Origin of the sequence: Streptomyces millisiae (genome assembly GCF_031845425.1) — a bacterium.
Taxonomy (GTDB): domain Bacteria; phylum Actinomycetota; class Actinomycetes; order Streptomycetales; family Streptomycetaceae; genus Streptomyces; species Streptomyces millisiae.
Map to the genome: position 1 here is coordinate 15,128 of NZ_JAVREM010000017.1, position 21,831 is coordinate 36,958.

Genomic DNA, 21,831 nt, shown 5'->3' on the forward strand with positions numbered 1-21,831 from the left:
CCCCGGCCCTTCGGCGTGCTCGGCTCCGGCCCCTCACCCCAGGGCGCCCAGCTCGTCGTCGAGGATCTCGAAGAGCTCCTCCGCGGTCGCCCCCTCGACGTCGTTCCCCGGCTCCTGCTCGGTGCCGGTGCCCCGAGCCAGCGTGGCGGCGAGGGACCGCATGCGGGCGGCGAGCCCGGCGCGTTGCTCCGCGGTGAGCGGCGCGCTGTCCGCCAGGGCCGCCTCCAGGGCGGTGAGCCGCGCCTCCGGCGACGGGCCGGCCGCCTCCGCCGCCGGCTCCTCGTCCCCCAGGCCGGCCAGCAGCCGGTCGGCCACGGCGGCGGCCGTGGGGTGGTCGAAGACCAAGGTGGCCGGCAGCCGCTGCCCGGTGACGGTCTCCAGGTGGTTGCGGAGCTCGATCGCGGTGAGCGAGTCGAAGCCGAGGTCAAGCAGCCCACGCTCGGGCTCCACCATCTCCTTCCGTTCGTGGCCAAGCACCATGGCGGCGGTCGACCGCACCAGGTCCAGCACCGCCCGCTCGCGCTCGCTCCCGGTCAGGGCCAGCAGCCTCCCCCGGACCGCCGTCGCGCCGCCGGACGGCGCCACGCGGCGCCGGGCGGGCGCGACCAGGGCGCGCAGCATGGCCGGCACGCCCTCGGGAGCACGGGCGACCCCCGACAGGTCGAGCCGCGCCGGCACCAGGGCGGGCTCGTCCGAGCCGAGCGCACGGTCAAGGAGCGCGAGCCCGTCGTCGAAGGACAGTCCGAGCACACCGGAGCGGGCCATCCGGACGAGATCGGTCTCCGACAGGGCGCCGGACATGCGGCCGTTCGCCCACAACCCCCAGGCCAGCGACACGGCCGGCAGCCCCCGCGCCCTGCGGTGGTGGGCCAGCGCGTCGAGGAACACGTTGGCGGCGGCGTAGTTGGCCTGCCCCGCCGCCCCGAGCGTCCCGCCCATCGAGGAGAAGAGCACGAAGGCGGCCAGGTCGAGCCCCAGGGTGAGTTCGTGCAGGTTCCACGCCGCGTCGACCTTCGGGCGCAGCACCGCGTCCATGCGCTCCTCGGTGAGGGTGGTCAGCACCCCGTCGTCGATCACCCCGGCGGTGTGGACGACCGCGGTCAGGGGGTGGTCCGGGGGGATGGCGGCGAGGAGTGCGGCGAGGGCGTCCCGATCCGCGACGTCGCAGGCCGCGACCGTCACCTCGGCACCCAGTTCGGTGAGCTCCGCCCGGAGTTCGCCGGCCCCTGGGGCATCCTGACCACGGCGGCTGACCAGCAACAGATGCCGGACACCATGCCGAACGACGAGGTGTCGGGCCAGCACCGCACCGAGCCCACCCGTCCCACCCGTGACCAGCACCGTCCCCACCGCATCGAACCCCACCCCGAGACCCGGAACGTCGACAGCGGGCGGAACGGCCGCACGGGCCACCCGGGGAACCCGGATTCCCCCGTCACGCACCGCCATGTCCCGCTCGTCGGCGTACGCGGCGGCACGGACGGCCCGCACGAGAAGACCGGGTTCCGCAGCCCCGGCACCCGCCCCTTCGACGTCGAGCGCCGCGAACCTGCCCGGGTATTCGAGTGCCGCCGTGCGCACCACTCCCCACACGGCCGCGCTCGTCAGGTCGGGAACCTCCTCCCCCGGCCCTGCCGCGATCGCGCCGCTGGTGACGACGACCAGCCTGGACTCCGCGAACCGCTCGTCGGTCACCCAGTCCCGAGCAACCCCGAGCACCGCGTTGGCCGCCGCCCGGACGGCCGAGGCGCTCTGCGCCACCCCTGCCCCCTCGCCGGCGGCCCGGCAGAAGTGGAACAGCACGTCCGGGGCAGGCTCCCCCGAGTCCACGTCGGCGGTGAGGGCGGCCCAGTCCCGGTACGTGCGCACCCGTCCCCCGGCCGACTCGATCGCCCGGGTCAGTTCCGGGAAGCCGTCGCCCAGAACAGCGCAGTCACGAACGGGCGGCAGTCCCCCGGCCGGCGTCCAGGGGATCCACTCGACGCGGTACATGGTGTCGGGTGTGGTGGGGTCGACGGGGCGGACGGCCAACGACGCGACCGAGACCACGGGTTGTCCCTGCCCGTCCGTGACGAGCAACGAGACCGCGCCGGTTCCCGCACTGGTATCGGCTGGGGTGATGCGGACCCGCAAGGAACCCGCCCCAGGGCCGTGCACCACCACGCCGGACCACGAGAACGGCAACACCGGACCACCAGCCACATCAGCGTCAAGGAGTTGGGCGTGCAACGCCGCGTCCAACAACGCCGGATGAAGCCAGAACCCCGACACATCCACCCCGGCCCCCTCCGGCACCGCGACCTCGGCGAACACCTCCTCCCCACGCCGCCACACCGCGCTCAGACCACGAAACGCCGGCCCATAGCCATACCCCGCCGCCTCCAACTCCTCATACACACCCCCCAACCCCACCTCCACCACCCCCACCGGCGGCCACACCACCAACCCCTCCCCATCCTCACCGGCCACCTCCAAAAACCCAGCCGCATGCCGCACCCACCCACCAACGCCGTCCATGGCACGGGAGTGAATCGCGAACCCACGCCGGCCCTCCCCATCCGCACCATCCACACTCACCCGCAGATCAACCGCACCACGCTCCGGCACCACCAACGGAGCCTGGAGGGTCAACTCCCCCACCACCCCACACCCCACCTCAGCCCCAGCCCGCACCGCCAACTCCACAAACGCCGTCCCCGGCAACAACACCCGCCCCAACACCCGGTGATCCCCCAACCACCCCTGATGGCCAACCGACAACCGCTCCGTCAGAACAACCCCACCCGACTCCGGCAACTCCACCACCGCACCCACCAACGGATGCTCCAACCAGAACCGCCGACGCTGAAACGCATACGTCGGCACATCGACCCAACAAGCACCAGAACCAGCGAACAGCGCCTCCCAGTCCAGTTCCGCGCCGTGGACGTGGAGTTGGGCCACTGCCTCGGCCAGGGCGCGGGGCTCGTCCCGATCCCGGCGCAGGGTCGGCGTCAGCACGACACCGTCGGTAGGGCTCAGGCACTCCTGAGCCATGGCGGTGCATGTGGCGTCCGGACCGATCTCCACCCACCGGCCCACGCCCTGGCTCTCTGCCGCCCGGATGGCGTCGGCGAACCGCACGGGGCGCCGTACCTGCGACACCCAGTACTCCGGATCACACCAGTCCCCGGCCCCACCGCTCACGGTCGACACGATGCCGACACGCGGCTCCCGGTACGTCAGCCCCTCGGCCACCGCCCGGAACTCCCCCAACATCGGCTCCATGAGCGCCGAATGGAAGGCGTGCGAGACACGAAGCCGCCGCGTCCGGCGGCCCGCCAACTCACGTTCCAAGACGGCCACCGCCTCCGCGTCGCCGGAGACGACCACCGATGAGGGGCCGTTGACGGCCGCCAGGTCCAGCCCCTCGCCAAGCAGCGGCAGGACCTCCTCCTCGGAAGCCGCCACCGCGAGCATCGCCCCACCCGCCGGCAACGCCTGCATCAACCGACCGCGAGCCGCCACCAACGCACACGCATCCGGAAGCGACCACACCCCGGCCACATACGCCGCCGCCAACTCCCCGATCGAATGACCGACCACCACATCAGGCCGCACACCCCACGACTCCAACAGCCGGAAGAGCGCCACCTGCACCGCGAACAACCCCGGCTGCGCGAACTCCGTACGATCAAGCGCGGTCGCGTCCTCAAAGACGACTTCACGCAACCGTCCGCCGAAGCCCGCACACACCTCGTCAAACGCCTCAGCGAACACCGGGAACGCCTCATACAGCCCACGCCCCATCCCCACCCGCTGCGAACCCTGACCCGAGAACACGAACGCGAGCCGACCGCTGCCCTCGGTGCCCGTGAACGCTCCGGAGGTCGTCTCGCCGGCCGTCAGTGCCTTCAGGCCGCGTAGTAGTTCCGCGTGGTCGTCGGCGATCAGCGCGGCCCGGTACCGCAGATGTGATCGGCCCGTCGCCAAGGACCACCCAACGTCGGCAGGATGGAGCTCCGGCTGCTCTCCGACCAGTGACAGCAGCCGAGCCGCCTGTGCGCCCAACGCCTCAGGGGTGTCTCCCGACAACACCCATGGGGCCACTACCCCACCGGCCCGCGGCGCCGACTCCGTGGCGGGTGCCTCCTCGATGATCACGTGCGCGTTGGTGCCGCTGATGCCGAAGGAGGAGACGCCAGCCCGCCGGGGGCGGTCGGTCTCCGGCCACTCCCGGGGTTCGGCCAACAGCCGCACCTCGCCGGCCGACCAGTCCACCTGGGGCGTCGGCTCGTCCACGTGCAGCGTGCGCGGCAGGACCCCGTGCCGCATCGCCATCACCATCTTGATCACGCCCGCCACACCCGCCGCCGCCTGCGTGTGCCCGATGTTCGACTTCAGGGAGCCCAGCCACAACGGACGCTCCTCCTCGCGCCCCTGACCGTAGGTGGCCAACAGCGCCTGCGCCTCGATCGGATCGCCGAGCCGCGTCCCCGTGCCGTGCGCCTCCACCGCGTCCACCTTGGAAGGGGCCAACCCGGCGTCGGCCAACGCGGCCCGGATCACCCGCTGTTGCGCCGGACCGTTCGGCACGGTCAGGCCGCTGCTGGCGCCGTCCTGGTTCACCGCGCTGCCCCGCACCACCGCCAGCACCCGATGCCCGTTCCGCCGCGCGTCCGACAACCGCTCCAACACCAACACACCCACCCCCTCAGAGCAGCCGACGCCGTCGGCCGAGGCCGAGAACGCCTTGCACCGCCCGTCGGGGGCCAACCCGCGCTGCTCGCTGAAGTACACGAACATGTCCGGTTCGGCCATGACGGTCACGCCGCCCGCGAGCGCGAGGGTGCATTCGCCGCGGCGCAGCGCCTGGGCGGCCAGGTGGAGGGCGACCAGGGAGGACGAGCAGGCGGTGTCCACGGTGATCGCCGGGCCTTCGAGGCCGAGGGTGTAGGCGACCCGGCCGGAGACGATGCTGCCGTCGCTCGTTCCCGCCCCGTAGTCGTGGTACATGACGCCGGCGAAGACCCCGGTGGCACTGCCCCGCAACGACAGCGGCGGCACACCCGCCCGCTCCAACGCCTCCCAGGACGCCTCCAACAACAACCGCTGCTGCGGATCCATCCCCAGCGCCTCACGCGGCGAGATGCCGAAAAGCCCGGCGTCGAACTCCGCCGCGTCGTAGAGGAACCCGCCCTCGCGACCGTAACTGGTACCCGGCCGCTCCCCCGTCGGGTCGTACAACCCGTCCAGGTCCCAGCCCCGATCGACAGGAAACCCCGAAACGGCGTCCCGCCCCTCGACGACCAGCTCCCACAACTCCTCCGGGGAACCCACCCCACCCGGATACCGGCACGCCATCCCCACGATGGCGATGGGCTCCGTCGCGGCTGCCGTGAAGCGTTCGTTCTCGCGGCGCAGTCTCTCGTTGTCGAGCATGGACTGCCGAAGGGCTTCGACGAGCTGTTCGGTGGAGGGCCCCGTGCTCATGATGTCTCCTCTTCACCAGCGTGTCCGACGGAGCCGCCGGATGCCGGGAACGCGTCCCCGAGGACGGCACGGACGAGATCCCCGGCGTCCATCTCCTTGATCGTCCTGGCCCGTTCGTCGGTGTTCTCGGTTTCCTCGGTGCTCTCGGCGCTCGACTCGTCCGTCTCGTTCTCCGACAGTTCGGCCAGGAGGTACTTGGCCAGTGGGGTCGGGCTCGGGTAGTCGAACATCAGCGTGGCCGGGAGTCTGAGGCCGGTCGCCTCGCCCAGCCGGTTGCGGAGTTCGATCGCGGCCAGCGAGTCCAGGCCCAGGTCGGTGAACCCCTTGTGGGGGTCGACCGCCCTGCCGTCGGTGTGTCCCAGCACGGCTGCGGCCTCGGTGCACACCAGGTCCAGCAGGACCCGCTGCCGGTCGCCGCTTCGTTGGCCGGCCAGCCGCTCCGCGAGGGTGTTCACGCTCGCGGCGTGCGCGGCGGCGGGTGGCTCGGTCGCGTGAGCGGGGTCGGGAAGCAGCAGGGCGGGTACGTCGTGCCGGCCGCGCAGGGCGGACCGGTCTATTCGGACCGGCACGAGCACGGCGTCCGGCGCCGCGAGGGCGGCGTCGAACAGGGCTAGGCCGTCGCGCGCGGTCAGTGGCGGGGTGCCGTTGCGGCTGAGCCGTTCCATGTCGATGTCGTCCTCGCTGCCCTCCCATGGGCCCCAGGCCAGGGAGAGGCCGGGCAGGCCGAGGGCGGCCCGGTGTTCGGCGAGCGAGTCGAGGAACACGTTGGCCGCCGCGTAGTTGGCCTGCCCCTCGGCGAGGATCAGTCCGCCCGCCGAGGAGTAGAGCACGAAGGCCGCGAGGTCCAGGTGCCGGGTCAGCTCGTGGAGGTTCCAGGCACCGTCCACCTTGGGGCGCAGCACGTCGTCGACCTGGCGCGGTGTCAGGGTGTTGAGCGTTCCGCCGTCCAGGCGGCCCGCCGCGTGGATCACCACGGTGAGCGGGTGCTCGGCCGGGACCCGGGCGAGCACCGCGGCGAGGGCGTCGCGGTCGGCGACGTCGCAGGGCGCGAGGGTGACGGGGGCGCCGAGCCGGGAGAGATCGGCGCTCAGTTCCGCTGCTCCCGGCGCGTCCGCGCCGCGTCGGCCGACGAGGAGCAGGTGCCGTATCCCGTGCTCGGTGACCAGGTGCCGGGCCAGGGCGCCGCCGAGGAGGCCGGCTCCGCCGGTGATCAGTGCCGTGCCCTCGGGATTCAGCACCGGTCCGGTGCCGGTCGTGGAGACCCGGTCGAGCCGGGGCTCCAGGAACTTTCCTGTCCGTACGGCGAGTTCCGGACGGTTGAGCGCCACGGCGGTCGGCAGGGCACGCAGTGAGGCGTCCGTGGCATCGGTGTCGATCAGGGTCACCCGCCCCGGGTTCTCCGCCTGTGCCGCGCGGACCAGTCCCCAGAGGGGTGCGGTGGCGAGATCCGGTCCTGCCGGCGCGTGCACCGCGTGCCGGGTCAGGACGGCGAGGCCGACCCTGGACAGGCGCGGCTCGGCCAACAGGTCGCGTACCAGAGCCAGGGTCCGGTGCACCGCGTCCCGCGCGGCGGCGGGCGGATGGTGTCCGGACGCGGCGTCGGCCGACGGAGGGCAGGGCAGCAGGACGGTGTCGAGCGCCGCGGCCGACTCGGCGAGCGATGCCACGTCGTGGTGGGTGGGGAGGTTCAGGCCGAGGTCGTCGGTGCCGAGTACGGCCAAGCGCCGGTGGTGGGGCGCTGCGGATGCCCGCGGTTGGGGCATCGGCCGCCAGGCGACGCGGAACAGGGACTCCGGTGTGTCGGTGCTGTCGGCGAGCCGGGTCGCACCGATCGGCCGGGTCACCAGGGATGCCACGCTCGCCACGGGGCGACCGGAGGTGTCCATGAGGTCCAGTGCCGCGGCGCCGTCACCGGACGCGGGACGGACCCGGACCCGGAGGGCCGTGGCTCCGGTGGCGCGCAGCGACACGTGGTTCCACACGAAGGGGATCGTGGTCTCGGTGAGTGCCTTCGGGCCACCGTCGGCGAGGAAGTCGACGGCGCCGAGGGCCGAGTCGAACAGAGCGGGGTGGAGGCCGTAGGAGGCCGCGTCGGTGTCGGCGGGCAGGGCAACCTCCGCGTACACCTCGTCGCCCCTTCTCCAGACGGCCCGCAGATTGCGGAACACCGGGCCGTAGCCGTACCCGGCCTCCGCCAGGTCCTCGTACACGTCGTCGATGTCGATCCGTCGCGCGCCGTCGGGAGGCCAGGCAGCGGGGCCAGGGGCCCTTCCTCGGTCGGTCGCGTCCGGGGGGTTCGCGGCGCTCGTCGTCAGCGTGCCGGCCGCGTGCAGGGTCCAGGCGGTGTCGGGGGGTGCGCCTTCGGGTCGTGAGTAGACCGACACCGGTCGCCGGTCGTCCTTCTCGGGCCCGACGACGATCCTGGTCAGCGCTCCGCCCTCCTCGGGCAGCACGAGCGGCGCCCGCTGTGTCAGTTCCTCGATGACGTCGCAGGCGGCGTGCTTCCCCGCGTGCAGGGCCAGTTCCACGAAGGCCGTACCGGGCAGCAGTACCTGGCCCATGATGCGGTGGTCGGCGAGCCAGGGCTGCTGGCCGGTGGAGAGGCGGCCGGTGAGGACGACGCCGCCCGAGTCGGGCAGTTCGACGACCGCGCCGACGAGCGGGTGGTCGTCCCCGCCGACACCGGCCGAGGCGATGTCACCGGAGGCGGGTGTGGCGTTCAGCCAGTACTCCTGGCGTTGGAAGGGGTAGGTGGGGAGGTCGACGCGGTGGGCCCCGGTCCCGGCGAACAGGGCCTCCCAGTCCACGGCGCCGCCGCTCGCGTAGTGCGTACCGATCGCGGTGAGCAGCGCCGTTGCCTCCGGACGGCCACGGCGCAGGGTCGGGGTCAACGTGACCTCGTCGGCGTCGGTGAGGCACGCCTCGGCCATGGCCGTGCAGGTGGCGTCCGGGCCGATCTCGACGAACCGGTCCATGCCCTGGGCCTCCACCGCCCGGATGGCGTCGGCAAACCGCACCGGCTGCCGCACCTGCGACACCCAGTACTCCGGATCACACCAGTCCCCCGCACCCGCGGCCTGGCCGGTCACCGTCGATATCGCCCGCAGGCCCGGCTCCCGGTAGGTCAGCCCCTCGGCCACCGCCCGGAATTCGTCAAGCATCGGCTCCATCAAGGCCGAGTGGAACGCGTGCGACACGCGAAGCCGCCGCGTCCGGCGGCCCGCAAGCCTGGCCTCCAGGCCGGCCACCGCGTCCTCCCTGCCGGAGACGACCACCGACGAAGGACCGTTCACCGCCGCCAGGTCCAACCCCTCACCGAGCAGCGGCAGGACCTCCTCCTCGGAAGCCGCCACCGCGAGCATCGCCCCACCCGCTGGGAGGGCCTGCATCAACCGGCCGCGAGCCGCCACCAGAGCACAGGCGTCCTCAAGCGACCACACTCCGGCCACATACGCCGCCGCCAACTCCCCGATCGAATGACCCACCACCACATCAGGCTTCACGCCCCACGACTCAAGGAGCCGGAACAGGGCCACCTGCATCGCGAACAACCCCGGCTGCGCGAACTCCGTACGATCCAGCGCCCCCTGATCCGAACCGAAGACCACCTCACGCAACGACCCACCGAAGCCCGCACACACCTCGTCAAACGCCTCGGCGAACACCGGGAACTCGGAGTGGAGTTCACGCCCCATCCCCACCCGCTGCGAACCCTGACCCGAGAACACGAACGCCGTCCCACCCGTGCGGGCGTGTCCCCGTACGACGTCGGCCGGGAACGTTCCGGAGGCGATTTCGGTGAGCGCGCGGAGCGCGCCCTCGGGGTCGGCGGCCAGGACGACCGCGCGGTGGTCGAGGCCGGCGCGGGTCGTCGCCAGCGAGTAGCCGAGGTCACGCAGCGACGGTGCCTCAGCCGCACGCGCGGTGAGGTGCTCGACGAGGCGCGCGGCCTGGGACCGGAGTGCGTCCTCCGTGCCTGCCGTGATCGGCAACGGCACGGGGTCGGGTGCCGGCGCCGGGAGGGCCGGGAGGCCGACGGCGGGCGCGGGCGCCGGCGCCTCCTCGATGATGACGTGCGCGTTGGTGCCGCTGATGCCGAACGAGGAGATCCCCGCCCGACGCGGGCGACCCGGGTCGTCCCACGCCCGCGGCTCCGTCAGCAGCTCCACCGCGCCGGCCGACCAGTCGACGTGGGGGGAGGGGGCGTCCACGTGGAGGGTTCTGGGCAGCGTGCGGTGCCGCAGGGACTGCACGATCTTGATGACCGCCGCGACGCCGCCGGCCGCCTGGGCGTGGCCGATGTTGGACTTGATCGACCCGAGCCACAGCGGTCGGTCCGCCGGCCGGTTCTGTCCGTAGGTGGCCAACAGCGCCTGCGCCTCGATGGGATCGCCGAGGCGGGTCCCGGAGCCGTGTGCCTCGACCGCGTCCACGTCGCCGGGGGTGATTCCCGCGTCGGCAAGCGCCGCCTGGATCACCCGCTGTTGGGCGGGACCGTTGGGCGCGGTCAGCCCGTTGGAGGCGCCGTCCTGGTTCACCGCGCTGCCCCGCACCACCGCCAGCACCCGGTGCCCGTTGCGGCGGGCGTCCGACAGCCGTTCCAGGAGCACCAGGCCCACGCCCTCGGCCCAGCCGGTGCCGTTGGCCGCGGCGGAGAAGGACTTGGAGCGTCCGTCGGGGGCGATGACGCCCTGCCGGCTGGAGTCCACGAACAGGGCGGGGCTGGACAGGACGGTGACGCCGCCGGCCAGTGCGAGCGAGCACTCGCCGTTGCGCAGCGCCTTGGTGGCGAGGTGGAGGGCGACCAGCGACGACGAGCAGGCGGTGTCGATCGTCATGGAAGGGCCTTCCAGGCCCATGACGTAGGAGACGCGGCCGGAGACGACGGCTCCCGAGCTGCCGTTGGCGAGGTACCCGGCGACGGCGGCGGGCGCGTCGTGGACCCGGCTGCCGTAGTCGTCGTACATCGCTCCGGCGAAGACCCCGGTGGAGCTCCCGCGCAGCGAGCTCGGGTCGATCCCGGCCTGCTCGACGGTCTCCCAGGCGGTCTCCAGCAACAGTCGCTGCTGCGGGTCCATGGCCAGGGCCTCGCGGGGGCCGATGCCGAAGAACTCGGCGTCGAACTCGGCCGCGCGGTGGAGGAAGCCGCCCTCGCGGGTGTAGCTCTTGCCGCGCCGGCCCGGCTCGGGGTGGTAGACGCCTTCGATGTCCCAGCCCCGGTTGGTGGGGAACCCGCTGATCGCGTCGGTGCCTTCGGCGAGCAGCCGCCACAGGTCGTCGGGGGTCATGACGTCGCCGGGGTAGCGGCAGCCCATGCCGATGATGGCGATGGGGTCGTCGTCGTGCGAGGTCGTCGCGGCCCTCGCCGCCGGGGTGGGCGCGGCTGCCGGGGCGGGCCCCGCGATCCTGCTCCTGAGGTAGTCGGCCACGTGATGGACCGTGGGGTGGTCGAAGACCAGGGTCGCGGGCAGGGTCAGGCCGGTCGCCGAGCCGAGGAGGTTGCGCAGTTCCACCGCGGCGAGCGAGTCGAAGCCCAGTTCCTTGAAGGCCCGCCCGGCGTTCACGTCCGCCGCGCTCGCGTGGCCCAGGACGGTCGCGACGTGCTGGGTGACCAGCTCGGTGAGGGCCTGGTCGCGCTCGGCGTCGGGGAGTTGGGAGAGGCGTCGGGCCAGGTGCGATTCCTGTCCCGCGGGCGTGCCGGTGGTGGCCGCGCGGCGACGGGCGGCGGTGACCGGCAGGCGGGCCGGGGTGAGCGAGCGCAGCAGCGCGGGCAACTCGTCGGTGCGGGCCTTCAGGGCGTCCTGGTCGATCCGCAGCGGCGCGATGACGGGTTCCGTGGCACGCAGGGCCTCGTCGAACAGGGCCAGCGACTCCTGTGCGTCCATGGCCGGCAGTCCGAGGCGAGCCATGCGGTGGAGGTCGTCCGCGCCGAGTTCGCCGCCGAGTCCGGTGTTCTCGGCCCACAGGCCCCAGGCCAGGGAGCTCGCGGCCAGGCCCGCCGCGTGGCGGTGCTCGGCGAGGGCGTCGAGGAAGGCGTTGGCGGCGGCGTAGTTCGCCTGGCCGGCGGCCAGCACGCTGCCGCCCGCCGAGGAGAAGAGCACGAAGGCGGCCAGGTCGAGGTCCCGGGTCAGCTCGTGAAGGTGCCACGCGCCGTCGACCTTCGGGCGCAGGACGTTGTGGAGCTGTTCGTCGGTCAGTCCGGCGACGAGGCCGCCGTCGGCCGTGCCGGCCGCGTGGACGACGGCGGTCAGCGGCTGGTCGGCCGGGATGGCGTCCAGTACCGCGGCCAGTGCCGGCCGGTCCGCGGTGTCGCAGGCGGCGATCGTCACCGAGGCGCCGAGGGCGGTCAGTTCCTCGCGCAGCTCCTCGGCGCGGGGGGCGTTGGGCCCGCGGCGGCTGGTGAGCACCAGGTGCCGGACGCCGTGTTCGGTCACCAGGTGGCGTGCCACCAGGCGGCCGAGGCCGCCGGTGCCGCCGGTGACGAGCACGGTTCCGTCGGGCTTCGGCGGGGTGGGCGGGGCGTCGGCCTGGGTCGCGAGGCGGGCGAACCTGGGCACCTGGGCGGCCGAGCCGCGGATGGCGAACTCGGGTTCGCCCGAGGCGATGGCGGCCAGGAGCAGCCCGGGAGGGGCGTCGTCGGCGTCCACGAGGACGAGGCGCCCGGGGTGCTCGGCCTGGGCGGCGCGCAGCAGTCCCCATACCGGGCTCGCGGCCGGGTCGGGGGTGCCCTGTGGGGACACGGCTCCCCGGGTGAGTGCCACCAGGCGGGCGCCGTCGAAGCGTGCGTCGGCCAGCCAGTCCCGCAGGGTGCGGAGGGCTCCGGTGGTACGGGCCCTGGCCTGGGCGGGCACGTCGGTCGGGTCGCCCCCGGCGGGAGGGCGGCAGTCGAGGACCACAACCTGGGGGAGGGGCGCGCCCGCCTCGATCGCGGCGGTCAGCGCGCCGAGGTCGTCGTGCACGGCGTCGGCGGGGACGAGGTGGCTCAGGACGTCGGTCGCCGGCGACGCCGCTCCCTCCGTCTCCTCCTCGACCGTGCCGGTGCCGACGACGGCCCAGCCCGCGGCGGGCCGGGACTCGTCGGCGGTGAGGGGGAGCGGGCGCCACTCCACCCGGTAGAGGGCGCCGTTCGAGGCGTGATCGGCGGGCGGGGCGAGCGGTTGTCCCGAGACCGGCCGCGAGACCAGGGATTCCACGGCGGCGACGGCCCTGCCCTCGCGGTCGGCGATCTCGATCGCGGAGACCTCGTCACCGCTGACGCGGGTGATCCTGACGCGCAGCCCGGTGGCCCCGGCCGCGTGCAGCGTGACGCCGTTCCACACGAAGGGCAGCAGCGTCGCGCCGTCCGGGTCGGTGAGCAGGTCGGCGTGCATCGCCGCGTCGAGCAGGGCGGGGTGCAGGCCGTACGCGGCGGCGGTGCGGGCGGTGGTGTCGTCGGCCTCGATCTCGGCGAACACCTCGTCGCCGCGCCGCCACGCGGCCCGCAGTGCCTGGAACGCCGGCCCGTAGTCGTAGCCCCTGGTGCGCAGGGTCTGGTAGGCGCCGTCCAGGTCGATCGGCTCGGCGTCGGCGGGCGGCCAGTGGCTGAGGTCGAACGACTCCGGACGGCTCTCCTCGGCGAGCACGCCGGTGGCGTGGCGCGTCCACTCCTGGTCGGCCGGGGCGTCCTCGGCACGCGCGTACACCGCGAGCGGGCGCCTCCCCCGCTGCGGTGCGCCGACGACCACCTGGACGGCGACGCCGCCCGCGTTCGGCAGTGCCAGCGGTGTCTCCAGCGTCAGTTCCTCCACGGTGCCGCAGCCGACCTGGTCGCCCGCCCGGACGGCGAGTTCGACGAAGCCGGTGCCCGGCAGCAGGGTCGTTCCGTGCACCACGTGGTCGGCGAGCCACGGCTGGCTCTGGACGGACAGCCGGCCGGTGAGCACCACGGTGTCGGCGCCGGGGAGGGCCACGACCGCCCCCAGTACCGGGTGGTCCCCGGGGAGTTGGCCGAGTCCCGCGACGTCGGTCGCGGGCGTGGCGTCCAGCCAGAACCGGCGGTGCTGGAAGGCGTAGGTGGGCAGGTCGAGCAGGTTGCCGCCCCGGCCGAGCAGGGCCGGCCAGGTGATGGGTACGCCCCGCACGTGCAGCCGGGCCAGGGCGGTGAGCGCTTCGGACGGTTCGGCCCGATCGCGCCTGAGCAGGGAGAGGAAGTTGAGGTTCGGAGGGTTCTGGAGCGCCTCGGCGCCCATGGCGGTGAGGACCCCGTCGGGGCCGAGTTCCAGGAAGGTGGTGGCTCCCTCGTCCGCCGCCACCCGGACGGCGTCGGCGAACCGCACCGGCCGCCGTACCTGCGACACCCAGTACTCCGGATCACACCAATCTGTGGCCCCACCGGTCACGGTCGAGACGATGCCGACACGCGGCTCCCGGTACGACAGTCCCTCGGCCACCGCACGGAACTCCCCCAACATCGGCTCCATGAGCGCCGAGTGGAACGCGTGCGACACCCGGAGCCGTCGCGTTCTATGGCCCGCAAGCCTGCGCTCCAGGTCAGCCATCGCCTCCGCGTCACCGGAGACGACCACCGACGAAGGACCGTTGACCGCCGCCAGGTCCAACCCGTCGCCAAGGAGCGGCAGGATCTCCTCCTCTTGGGCCGCCACCGCGAGCATCGCCCCACCGTCTGGGAGGGCCTGCATCAACCGGCCGCGAGCCGCCACCAACGCGCACGCATCCGAAAGTGACCAGACCCCGGCCACATACGCCGCCGCCAACTCCCCGATGGAGTGACCGACCAGCACATCAGGGATCACACCCCACGACTCAAGGAGCCGGAAGAGCGCCACCTGCACCGCGAACAAGCCCGGCTGCGCGAACTCCGTCCGATCAAGCGCCGCCGTGTCCTCGAAGACCACCTCACGCAACGACCCACCGAAGCCCGCACACACCTCGTCGAACGCCTCGGCGAACACCGGGAACGCCTCATACAGCCCACGCCCCATCCCCACCCGCTGCGACCCCTGACCCGAGAACAGGAAGGCGAGACCGCCGCCGTCCTCGGTGCCCGTGAGCGTCCCGGGGGCCGTTTCGCCGGCCGCCAGGGTCTCCAGGCCGCGCATGAGGTCCGCGTGGTCGCCGGCGAGCACCGCCGCCCGGTGTTCGAGCGGTGCGCGGGTGGTGGCGAGGGAGCGTGCGAGGTCGCCGAGGTCCGTGCCGGGCCGCTCGCCCAGGAAGGAGCGCAGCCGGGCGGCTTGGTCGCCGAGCGCGGCGGGGCCGCGCGCGGAGAGCACGAACGGCAGGACGGGCAGGCTCGGTTCCCCGGTCCCCCTGCTGGGCAGGTCGGGGGCGGGCGGCGCCTGTTCGACGATGACATGGGCGTTGGTACCGCTGATGCCGAAGGAGGAGACGCCGGCCCGGCGGGGGCGGTCGGCCTCCGGCCACTCCTGGGGTTCGGCCAACAGCCGCACCTCGCCGGCCGACCAGTCCACCTGGTGCGAGGGCTCGTCCGCGTGCAGGGTCCTGGGCAGGACGCCGTGCCGCATCGCCATCACCATCTTGATCACGCCCGCCACACCCGCCGCGGCCTGCGTGTGCCCGATGTTCGACTTCAGGGAGCCGAGCCACAGCGGGCGGTCGGCCGGCCGGTCCTGGCCGTAGGTGGCCAACAGCGCCTGCGCCTCGATCGGATCGCCGAGCCGCGTCCCCGTGCCGTGTCCCTCGACCGCGTCCACCTCGGTTGGGGCGGCTCCGGCGTCCGCCAACGCGGCCCGGATCACCCGCTGTTGGGCGAGGCCGTTGGGCGCGGTCAGACCGTTGGAGGCGCCGTCGTGATTGACGGCGGAGCCGGAGACGACGGCGAGGACGCGGTGCCCGTTGCGGTGGGCGTCGGAGAGCCGTTCGACGAGCAGCATGCCCACGCCCTCGCCCCAGCCGGTGCCGTCGGCCGCGGCGGAGAAGGACTTGCAGCGGCCGTCGGCGGCGAGCCCACGTTGGCGGCTGAAGTCGATGAAGGTGTCGGGTGTGGACATGACCGTCACCCCGCCGGCCAGGGCCAGGTCGCACTCGCCACGGCGCAGCGCCTGGACCGCCCAGTGCAGGGCGACCAGGGAGGACGAGCAGGCCGTGTCGACGGTGACGGCGGGTCCCTGGAGGCCCAGCGTGTAGGCGATGCGGCCGGAGACGACGCTGGAGAGGCTTCCGTTGCCGAGGTAGCCGGCCATGTCCTCGGGCACGGTGCCGAGTCTGGTGCCCCAGTCGTGGTACATGACGCCGGCGAACACGCCGGTGTCGCTGCCGCGCAGCGAGCGTGCGTCGATGCCCGCCCGTTCCAGCGCCTCCCAGGAGACCTCCAGGAGCAGCCGCTGCTGCGGGTCCATGGCCTGGGCCTCGCGCGGGCCGATCTCGAAGAACTCGGCGTCGAACTCGGCCGCCTCGTACAGGAACCCGCCCTCGCGGCTGTAGCTCCTGCCCGGTGTCCCGGGTTCGGGGTCGTAGAGGGCGTCGACGTCCCAGCCGCGGTCCGTGGGGAATCCCCCGATGGCGTCGGTGCCCTGGGCGAGCAGCCGCCACAGGTCCTCGGGGGAGGTGACGCCGCCGGGGTAGCGGCAGGCCATGCCGACGATGGCGATGGGCTCGTCCGCCACGGCGGGGGCGGCCGGGGTCGGGGCCGGGGCCGGTTCGTCGTCCGGCTGGTCGGCGAGCAGCCGCAGGATGTGGTCGGCCAGGGCCTGCGGTGTCGGGTGGTCGAAGACGAGTGTGGCGGGCAGCCCGAGACCGGTGATGGCGTTGAGCGCGTTGCGCAGGTCGACGGCGGCCAGCGAGTCGAAGCCGAGGTCGGTGAAGGGGCGGCGGGGGCTGACGGCGTCCCGGTCGGTGTGGCCGAGGACCTTGGCGACCTGGCTGCGCACCAGTTCGAGGACGGCGCGCTCCCGGTTGGGCCCGGCCAGCTCCGCCGGGGGCCGCCCGGGTCGGGTCCGGTGGGGAGCGTTCCGTGCGGCGGCCGGGTGGCGGGCCGGTGCCGGGACGAGGTCGCGGAGCAGGCCGGGCAGGGTGTCGGCGCGGGCCCGCAGGGCGGTGGGGTCGACGGTGACCGGCGCCAGGGTCGGTTCCGGGGTGCGCAGGGCGGCGTCGAGTGCGGCGAGGCTCTGTTCGGCGGTCAGCGGAACGAGCCCCAGGCGGTCGACGCGGCGCCGTCCGGCCTCGGCCAGGCGGCCGCCCATGCCGGTGTCGCCGGACCACAGTCCCCAGGCCAGGGAGTGCGCGGGCAGGCCGAGCGACGCGCGGTGGGTGGCCAGCGCGTCGAGGAACACGTTGGCGGCGGCGTAGTTGCCCTGTCCCGCGCCGTCGACGAGGCCGGCGGAGGAGGAGAACAGGACGAAGGCGGCGAGGTCCTGGTCCCGGGTCAGCTGGTGGAGGTGCCAGGCGCCGTCGACCTTGGGGCGCAGGACGGTTCCCAGCCGGTCGGCGGTGAGGGTGCCGATCAGGGCGTCGTCGAGCACGCCCGCGGTGTGCACCACGGCGGTCAGCGGGTGCTCGTCCGGTATCCCGGCCAGGGCGGCGGCCAGGGCGGTGCGGTCGGCGACGTCGCAGGCCCTGACGTCGACCGTGGCGCCCAGCTGCCGCAGTTCCGCGGTGAACGGCTCGGCGCCCGGGGTGTCCTGGCCGCGCCGGCCGAGCAGGAGCAGGTGGCGGACGCCGTGGGCGGCCACCAGGTGGCGGGCCACGAGCCGGCCGAGGCCGCCGAGACCGCCGGTGACCAGCACGGTGCCGTCCGGGTTCCAGCCGGCCGTTCCCTCGGCGGAGTCCTCGGCGGAGTCCTCGGCGGGGTCCCGCGCCGGGTCGTGGGGGTACCGGGTGAGCCGTGGTGCGAGCAGCGCGCCGTCCCGGCGGCGGAGTTCGGGCTCTCCGGTGCCGAGAGCCGCGCGCAGGGCGGGCGCGGGCAGGGGGGTGTCGTCGAGGTCGAGCAGGACGATCCGGCCGGGATGCTCCGCCTGGGCGGAGCGCACCAGGCCGCGCACGGGTGCCACGGCGAGGCCGGCGGGGGCGGCCGGGTCGGCGCCGCGGGTGACGACCACCAGTCGGGAGTCGGCGAACCGTTCGTCGGCGAGCCACCGCTGGAGGGTGGCGAGGACGCGCAGGGTGGTCTCGAACGCGGCCTCCGGCATGCCGGAGGGTTCCGTGCCCGGGGTGGCGGCGATGGGCAGGAGGACGGTCGTGGGCACCTGGGACGCCGCGAGGGAGTCCAGGTCCTGGTGCGGGTCGGCGTCGAGCCCGAAGGAGTCGGTCCCGAGCAGCGCCGGCCGCTCGCCCCCGTCGTCGGCGGGGGCGGCGGCCACCGGGACCCAGCGGACGGTGTGCAGCGGCTGGTCCTTCGGGGCGGTGAGCGCGCCGGGCGGCACGGGCCGGCTGCGGAAGGACTCGGCGGAGGCCACCGGCGCGCCGGACGGGTCGGTCAGGAGCAGCGAGACCCCGCCGGACGGGAGCGAGGTGATGCGGGCCCGCACCTCGCCGGTGCCGGGGGCGTGGCGGCGGATCCCGGTCCAGGCGAAGGGGAGGTGGACCCGCGCCGGATCGCGGGCCTCGCCGGCGGCGAAGTCCGTGGCGTGCAGGACCGCGTCGAGCAGCGCGGGGTGGAGGCCGAAGGCGGTGGCGTCGGGGCCCGCCTCCTCGGGGAGCACCACGTGCGCGTAGACGTCGGTGCCGTGTCGCCAGACGGCGCGGAGGCCGTGGAAGGCCGGGCCGTAGCCGTAGCCCTGGTCGGCCAGCGTCTCGTAGAGCCCGTCGACGGCGACGGGCTCGGCGTCCTCCGGCAGCCAGCCGGGTCCTGGCAGTCCGCCGGTCCCGGTGTGTCCCGGGGGCGGCGACGGCGGTTCGTGTCCTGGCGCGTCGGCGGTCAGGACGCCGGTGGCGTGCCGGGTCCAGACGGCGGCCTCGGCGTTCCCCTCGGGGCGTGCGTAGAAGTCCAGGGAGCGGTGGCCGGCCTCGTCTGGTGCGCCGACGATGGCCTGGAGGATGACGCCGCCCGTCCGGGGCAGTGTCAGCGGGGTGTGCAGGGTGAGGTCCTGGACGGCCGTGCCGCCGGCGTGTTCGGCGGCGTGCAGGGCCATGTGCACGAAGGCGGTGGCGGGCAGCAGCACCGTTCCGGCGACGGTGTGGTCGGCCAGCCAGGGCTGGGTGTCGAGCGTGACGCGGCCGGTGAGCACGATGCCGTCGTCGTCCGCGCGGCGGACGGCGCCGGCGAGCAGCGGGTGTCCGGACGCGGTCTGGCCGAGCGCCGCGGCGTCGCCCCCGCCGCGGGGCGCATCGAGCCAGAAGTGTCGCCGTTGGAACGGGTAGGTGGGCAGGTCGACGACGCGGCCGCCGTGTTCGGCGTAGTAGGCGGGCCAGTCGACGGCGGCGCCCCCGGTGAAGGCGGTGGCCAGCGCGGTGAGCAGGGTGCGTGCCTCGTCGGAGTCCCGGCGCAGGGCGGGGGCGCAGACCAGGTCCTGGCCGGGCAGGGCCTCGGCGGCCAGGGCGGAGAGCACCGGGTCGGGCCCCAGTTCCAGGCAGGTGGTGACGCCGGCCCGGACCAGGGCGCGCAGCCCGTCGTGGAAGCGGACGGCGTCACGGGCCTGGCGGACCCAGTAGTCGGGCTCGTGCGTCTCCCGTGGCCCGGCGGGGTGGCCGGTCAGGCCGGAGACGAGGGGGATGCGGGGCTCGTGGTACTCGACGACCTGGAGGACCCGGCGGAACTCGTCCAGCATCGGGTCCATCAGTGGCGAGTGGAAGGCGTGCGAGACCCGGAGCCGGGTGGCCCTGCGGTCCTGTTCCCGGAGGTTCCGCTCCAGGGCGGCCACCGCCTCCCCGTCGCCGGAGACGACGACCGCCGAGGGGCCGTTGACCGCCGCGATGGCGAGTCCCGCGCCGAGCAGCGGCCGGATCTCCTCCTCGCCGGCCGCCACCGCGAGCATCGCCCCGCCGTCCGGCAGCGCCTGCATCAGCCGGCCCCGGGCCGCCACCAGCGCGCAGGCGTCCGCCAGCGACCACACGCCCGCCACGTGCGCCGCCGCCAACTCCCCCACGGAGTAGCCGAGCAGCAGATCGGGCCGCACCCCCCACGACTCGAACAGCCGGAACAACGCGACCTGCACGGCGAACAACGCCGGCTGCGCGAACTCCGTACGGTCCAGCGCCCCCTGGTCGGAACCGAACACCACCTCGTGCAGCGGACGGTCGAGGTGGACGTCGAGATGCGCGGCCACCTCGTCGAACGCCTCGGCGAACACCGGGTGCCGGGAGTGGAGTTCGCGGCCCATGGCGATGCGCTGCGAACCCTGGCCGGTGAAGAGGAAGGCCAGCCGGCCGCCGGTCGCGGCGCGGGCGACCACGCCGGGGCCGGTGTTTCCCTCGGCGAGGAGCGCCAGACCGCGCCCGGCCTCCTCGGCGTCCGCGGCGATGACGACGGCGCGCCGCGTCAGGGCGGCCCGGGTGGTGGCGAGGGACCGCCCGAGGTCGGCGGCGGTCACGCCGTCCCGCGCCAGGGCGCCGAGGCGGCGGGCCTGGGCACGCAGGGCTGCCGCGTTCCGCGCGGTGACCGGGATGGCCACGGCCGGCGGGGGGTCGGCGGGGGCGTGGTCCGGCTCTTCGGTCGCCGCCGTGGCCGGGGCCTGTTCGATGATGAGGTGGGCGTTGGTGCCGCTGACGCCGAAGGAGGAGACGCCGGCCCGCCGGGGGCGGTCGGTCTCCGGCCAGGCCCGGGGTTCGGTCAGCAGCTCCACGGCGCCGGCCGACCAGTCCACCTGGGGCGTCGGCTCGTCCACGTGCAGGGTGCGCGGCAGGACACCGTGCCGCATCGCCATCACCATCTTGATGACGCCCGCCACACCGGCCGCCGCCTGCGTGTGCCCGATGTTCGACTTCAGGGAGCCCAGCCACAGCGGGCGCTCCTCCTCACGCCCCTGACCGTAGGTGGCCAACAGCGCCTGCGCCTCGACCGGATCGCCGAGCCGCGTTCCGGTGCCGTGCGCCTCCACCGCGTCCACCTCGGAAGGGGCCAGCCGGGCGTCGGCCAACGCGGCCCGGATCACCCGCTGTTGGGCGGGGCCGTTCGGCGCGGTCAGGCCGTTGGACGCGCCGTCCTGGTTGATCGCGGAGCCACGTATCACGGCGAGCACGCGGTGCCCGTTGCGCCGGGCGTCGGAGAGCCGTTCCAGGACGAGGATGCCCACCCCCTCCGCGAACCCGGTGCCGTCGGCGGCCGCGGCGAAGGCCTTGCAGCGTCCGTCGGGGGCCAGCCCGCGCTGCCGGCTGAACGCGGTGAAGGTGCCGGGGCCGCCCATGACGGCGACGCCGCCGGCCAGCGCCAGCGGGCACTCGCCGCCCCGCAGCGACCGCACGGCCAGGTGCAGGGCCACCAGCGAGCCGGAGCAGGCGGTGTCGACGGTGAGGGTGGGGCCTTCGAGGCCGAGGGTGTAGGCGACCCGGCCGGAGACCACGCTGGGCGCGTTGCCGGTGAGCAGGTATCCGTCCAGGCCCTCGGGCGCCTCGTGCAGCCGCGGCCCGTACTCCTGTGCCTCGGCGCCGACGAACACGCCGGTGGGCGTGGCGCGCAGCGTGGCCGGGTCGATGCCGGCCCGCTCCAGGGCCTCCCAGGAGGTTTCGAGCACCAGCCGCTGCTGCGGGTCCATGGCGGACGCCTCGCGTGGGCTGATGCCGAAGAAGTCGGCGTCGAACTCGGCGGCCTCGGGCAGGAAGCCGCCGACGCGCACATAGCTGGTGCCGGGGGTCTCGGGGTCCGGGGAGTACAGGGCGTCGAGGTCCCAGCCGCGGTCGGTGGGGAAAGGGGAGAGGGCGTGGCCGCCGTCGTCGACCAGTCGCCACAGGTCCTCGGGCGAGGCGACGCCGCCGGGGAAGCGGCAGCCGACGCCGATGACGGCCACCGGTTCGTCGTCGGCGGGCGCGGTGCCGGTGTCGGTGGTCCTTCGCTCGTCGGCGCCGAGGAGTTCGGCCCGTAGCCTGCGGGCGACCGCGTCGGGTGTGGGGTGGTCGAAGGCGAGGGTGACGGGCAGCGGCAGCCCGGTGTCGGTGGTCAGCCGGGCGTGCAGGGCGACGGCCCCCAGCGAGTCGAGTCCCAGGTCGCGGAAGGCGGTGCCGGGGTCCACGGTCTCCGGCGCGTCGGGCAGCACGTCACGGAGCACGGCGATGGCGCGGTCCCGCACGAAGTCGAGCAGGAACCGGTGCTGCTCCTCGGGTCCGAGGTCCGCCAGCAGGTGTGCCAGCGTCGGTCGCTGGTCCGTCGCTTCCTGTGCCGCCGGGGCGTCCTGGCCCGAGGGGGTGTGCATCTCGCTCATTTCCGCTCTCCGCTGGTCTGGCAGGCAGATGGTCGGGCGGGCACGCCCGGTC

The 21,831-nt window shown here is 74.2% G+C and carries 2 protein-coding genes; both read right to left on the reverse strand.

Annotated features, from left to right (window positions below):
* Window positions 1-33 precede the first annotated feature (33 nt).
* Window positions 34-5,472, reverse strand: a complete 5,439-nt coding sequence (locus RNC47_RS15670) for a type I polyketide synthase (protein ID WP_311599259.1) — start codon at window positions 5,470-5,472, stop codon at window positions 34-36.
* On the reverse strand, window positions 5,469-21,647 hold the full coding sequence (locus RNC47_RS15675) for a type I polyketide synthase (RefSeq protein ID WP_394814792.1): 16,179 nt from the start codon (window positions 21,645-21,647) through the stop codon (window positions 5,469-5,471). The genes RNC47_RS15670 and RNC47_RS15675 overlap by 4 nt, the downstream gene beginning before the upstream one ends.
* Window positions 21,648-21,831 lie beyond the last annotated feature (184 nt).